This is a genomic window from Microbacterium sp. Leaf351 (genome assembly GCF_001423825.1).
GTDB classification, from domain to species: Bacteria; Actinomycetota; Actinomycetes; order Actinomycetales; family Microbacteriaceae; genus Microbacterium; species Microbacterium ginsengisoli.
The window spans coordinates 53,739-58,013 of record NZ_LMPK01000023.1 but is presented as its reverse complement, the minus strand read 5'-3'; the positions used below and the strand labels follow the sequence as shown (position 1 = coordinate 58,013).

Below are 4,275 nucleotides of genomic sequence, written 5' to 3'. Positions count from 1 at the left end.
CGACCTCGCTCTCGAGCTGCGGGACGGGGTGCTGCGCGAGGTCGAGGCGCCCCGTTAGGGTGGGGCGGCTCAGCGTTCGCCGGACTGCGGCCGACCGATGAGGCGATAACGCCCGGTGACGGCGCCGAGCAGCCATTCGATCGGGCCGAGGCCGACGACGCGCCACCACCCGAGCCCGATCAGCACCAGCCCCGGCACGAGCACCAGCCACAGTCCCCATTCGGTGCGCTGGTATCCGATGCCCATCGACCACCACCACGCGATGAGGGCGATCTGCAGCACATACAGGCTCAGCGCGACCGAACCGCACGCCCGCAGGGGCACCGCCAGCACCCGCAGCACCCGCCGCAGGGCGGGTGAGCGCACGCCCGCGAGGCCGGCCACCCCCGCGTAGACGAGCAGCACGAGCGCGAGGTCGTGGGCTGTGTCGATCCACCCGCCCGACGGCCATCCGCCGGGAAGGGTCGCGGTCGCGATCGGCTCCACCGCGGCGAGCATCAGCCCGACGCCGGCGATCGGGCCGAGCGCGGCACCCGCGGGCATTCCACGACGTGCGGCGAGCACACCGAGCAGGAACATCGGCAGAAGACTCAGCAGGCGGTAGTTGGCGCCGAGGGCGACCCACCGTGCGGCATCCGCAGCGATCGGCACCGAGAGGTCGGCGACCGCAGGCCCGAGCAGGAGCTGGGCGGTCTGCACGAGCGGCTCGGCGAGCAGAACGAGCGCCGCCGCGATGCCGACGATCCACACCGAGGAGAGCACGAGCAGCGGCGCCGCGACGATGAGCAGCACGCCGAGGTAGGCGAGCACGACGTCGACCCATCCGCCCCACGCGGCGAGCCAGACACCGAGCACGATGAGGATGACCCCGCGCGCCATCTGCTGCACCACGACGACGCCCCGCCGACCGGGAACGGTGCGATCCCACACCAGCTGTGCGGAGATCCCCATGACGAACGCGAACAGCGGGGACGCCAGGTCGTTCAGTTCGTCCATCGCGAGGTCGATGGGCGCCGGCATCCCGCGCAGCAGGGCTCCGTCGGCGTGGGCGATGAGCATCGCGACGATCGCGATGCCGCGGAGCACGTCGGGCACGACGAGGCGACCGATCTGACGCCGGGGCGCGACCGGGGCATGGGATGCGGTCTGGAGGGGGTGCGACATCCGCTCTTCTTCTCCGGGGGGGGAGCGTGCGGCCATGCTAGCGAGGCCGCGTGTCGAGGATGTTGCGGGCCGGAGTGACGGTGGGTCAGGCCGGCGTCGGGGCTGCCGGCGTTCGACGCACGCGGCGGTAGAGGGCGACCACGCCGACGACGACGAGCCCGAGGAGCGCGAGCAGGCTGGTCACGTGCAGCGGCATCCCCCAGGGCGAGGCATCCCCTCCGGTGATCCCGTAGGTGTCGGCGAGCGCCATGCCGACGCCGAACGAGGTGAAGATGTAGGCCGGCTCGCCCAACACGAGGAGCGTCAGATAGATCGCGGTGGCGGCGAGCACGCCGATCGCGCGCTCGATGATGACCACCACGAGCATCACCGCGCCCAACGCGACGCCGATCCCGAGCACGATGCCCACGGTCAGCTCGTTGAGTGATTCGCCCGCTGACTCGACGTCCGCACGGATCGACGCGAGATCGGACCCCGGCCAGGCCGCGAGCGGGTTCAGCACTAACACCTGCACGGCGGCCAGCGCCGCATAGGCGATGACGAGCACGGTGCCGACCACGGCGACGGTGATCGCCGCACTCCGCCCGCGCGCCGCCGTCATAGCCACACCATAGCAACGGGCCGCAGCGCAACCGGGCGTCGATGTCGGCGCCCGGCGGGAAGATAGAGGGATGAGCGAGGTGCTCGATCGGTTCTCGCCTGCCACGCAGGACTGGTTCCGTGGCGCCTTCGCGGCCCCCACCACCGCCCAGGTGGGCGCGTGGGAGGCGATCTCGGGAGGCCGGAACGCACTGGTGGTCGCGCCGACCGGCTCGGGCAAGACGCTGTCGGCGTTCCTCTGGGCGATCGATCGGGTCTTCCGCGAGAAGTCGGCGACTGCTCCGGCGACGGATGCCCCCTCCACCCGCATCCTCTACATCTCACCCCTGAAGGCACTCGGCGTCGACGTCGAACGCAACCTGCGCTCACCGCTCGTCGGCATCGGCCAGTCGGCACGACGCCTCGGGCTCGATGTGCCCGCGGTGACCGTGGGCGTGCGGTCGGGCGACACGACCTCGGGCGACCGGCGCAGACTCGTGCAGGCGCCGCCCGACATCCTCATCACGACCCCCGAGTCGCTCTACCTGATGCTCACGTCGCAGGCGGGCGACACCCTGCGAGGGGTGCACACGGTCATCGTCGACGAGGTGCACGCGGTCGCGGCCACGAAGCGCGGGGCGCACCTGGCCGTGAGCCTGGAACGGCTCGACGACCTGCTCGACCGTCCCGCCCAGCGCATCGGCCTGTCGGCCACGGTGCGCCCGATCGACGCGGTCGCCGGCTTCCTCGGCGGTGCCGCACCGGTCGACATCGTCGCGCCCCGCGCCTCGAAGACCTTCGACCTGTCCGTCGTCGTGCCCGTCGACGACATGCTGCATCCCCCACCGCCCCCGGGTGAACCGCCCGCTGCGGGCGGGCGTGAGGAGGCGGCATCCGACGACTGGTTCGCCGAGGGCACGTCGAACACCGAGATCACCGGATCGGTGTGGCCGCACGTCGAGGAGGCGATCGTCGACCGGGTGCTCGAGCGCCGGTCGACGATCGTCTTCGCCAACTCGCGACGCCTCGCCGAACGACTCACCGGGCGGCTGAACGAGGTCTACGCGGAGCGCCTGGGGCTCGACCTGCCGACCGCCTCGGCGCCGCCGGCCGCCGTGATGGCGCAGGCCGGCGCGACCGCCGGGGCCGACCCCGTGCTCGCGAAAGCGCACCACGGCTCGGTCTCGAAGGAGCAGCGCGCGCAGGTCGAAGACGAGCTGAAGTCGGGCGCGCTGCGATGCGTGGTCGCGACCTCGAGCCTCGAGCTCGGCATCGACATGGGCGCGGTCGACCTCGTGATCCAGGTCGAGGCGCCGCCGTCGGCGGCGTCGGGTCTGCAGCGCGTGGGCCGCGCCGGCCACCAGGTCGGCGAGGTGTCGACGGCCGCCCTCTTCCCGAAGCACCGCGGCGACGTGCTGCACACGGCGGTCGTCACCGAGCGCATGCTGCACGGACAGATCGAAGAGGTGCGCATCCCGCAGAACCCGCTCGACATCCTCGCCCAGCAGACGGTGGCCGCCGCCGCCCGCGGGGCGATCGACGTCGAGGCCTGGTTCGAGACCGTGCGGCGCAGCGCCCCGTTCCGGTCGCTCCCACGCTCGGCCTACGAGGCCACCCTCGACCTGCTCGCCGGGCGCTATCCGTCAGACGAGTTCGCGGAGCTGCGACCCCGCGTCGTGTGGGACCGCGACGCCGGCACCCTCACGGGGCGACCGGGCGCGCAGCGCATCGCCGTGACGAGCGGCGGCACGATCCCCGACCGCGGCCTGTTCGGCGTGTTCGTCGCCGGCGAGACGCAGAACGCGCGAGTGGGCGAGCTCGACGAGGAGATGGTCTACGAGTCGAGGGTGAACGACGTCTTCACCCTCGGCACCACCAGCTGGCGCATCGTCGAGATCACCCATGACCGCGTGAACGTCGTGCCCGCGTTCGGGCAGCCCGGCAAGGTGCCGTTCTGGCACGGCGACGGCATCGGGCGCCCCGCCGAGCTCGGCGAGGCCCTCGGCCGCTTCTCGCGCGAGGTGTCGGCCGCGGGTCGCGAGAAGGCCGTGCCCCGCCTCGTCGAGGCGGGGCTCGACGAGAACGCGATCGACAACCTGCTGGCCTACCTCGACGAGCAGAAGGAGGCTACCGGCTCGGTGCCCACCGACCGGCAGCTCACCGTCGAGCGCGGTCACGACGAGGTCGGCGACTGGCGCATCATCCTGCACTCCCCCTACGGCATGCAGGTGCACGCGCCGTGGGCGCTCGCGGTCAACGCGCGCATCCGGGAGCGCCTCGGCGTCGAGGGCTCGGCGGTCGCGAGCGACGACGGCATCATCGCGCGCATCCCCGACGCGACGAGCGAGCCACCCGGCGCCGAGCTGTTCGTCTTCGACGCCGACGAGCTGGAGCAGATCGTCACCGACGAGGTCGGCGGGTCGGCTCTCTTCGCCTCTCGCTTCCGCGAATGCGCCGCGCGCGCGCTGCTGATGCCGCGTACCAACCCGAACCGGCGGAGCCCCCTGTGGCAGCAGCGGCAGCGCTCGGCGC

Annotated in this window: 3 protein-coding genes; 1 reads left to right on the top strand and 2 read right to left on the bottom strand. The window is 72.4% G+C overall.

Features of this window, described 5'->3' with window-relative positions:
• Positions 1–69: 69 nt before the first annotated feature.
• Positions 70–1,164, bottom strand: a complete 1,095-nt coding sequence (locus ASG00_RS07975; RefSeq protein ID WP_045247416.1) for a heparan-alpha-glucosaminide N-acetyltransferase domain-containing protein — start codon at positions 1,162–1,164, stop codon at positions 70–72.
• 85 nt (positions 1,165–1,249) lie between these two features.
• Positions 1,250–1,765: a hypothetical protein gene (locus ASG00_RS07970; protein WP_056208303.1), complete on the bottom strand. Its 516-nt coding sequence runs from the start codon at positions 1,763–1,765 to the stop codon at positions 1,250–1,252.
• Positions 1,766–1,835: 70 nt separating this feature from the next.
• Here ASG00_RS07970 and ASG00_RS17725 point away from each other — a divergent pair.
• Positions 1,836–4,275, top strand: a 2,440-nt coding sequence (locus ASG00_RS17725; RefSeq protein WP_442922623.1) for a DEAD/DEAH box helicase, incomplete at its 3' end; no start/stop codon positions are given.

Bases quoted from the DNA above. Each gene is read 5' to 3' on its own strand.
- ASG00_RS07975 (WP_045247416.1), bottom strand. From the start codon at position 1,164: ATGTCGCACCCCCTCCAGACCGCATCCCATGCCCCGGTCGCGCCCCGG.
- ASG00_RS07970 (WP_056208303.1), bottom strand. From the start codon at position 1,765: ATGACGGCGGCGCGCGGGCGGAGTGCGGCGATCACCGTCGCCGTGGTC.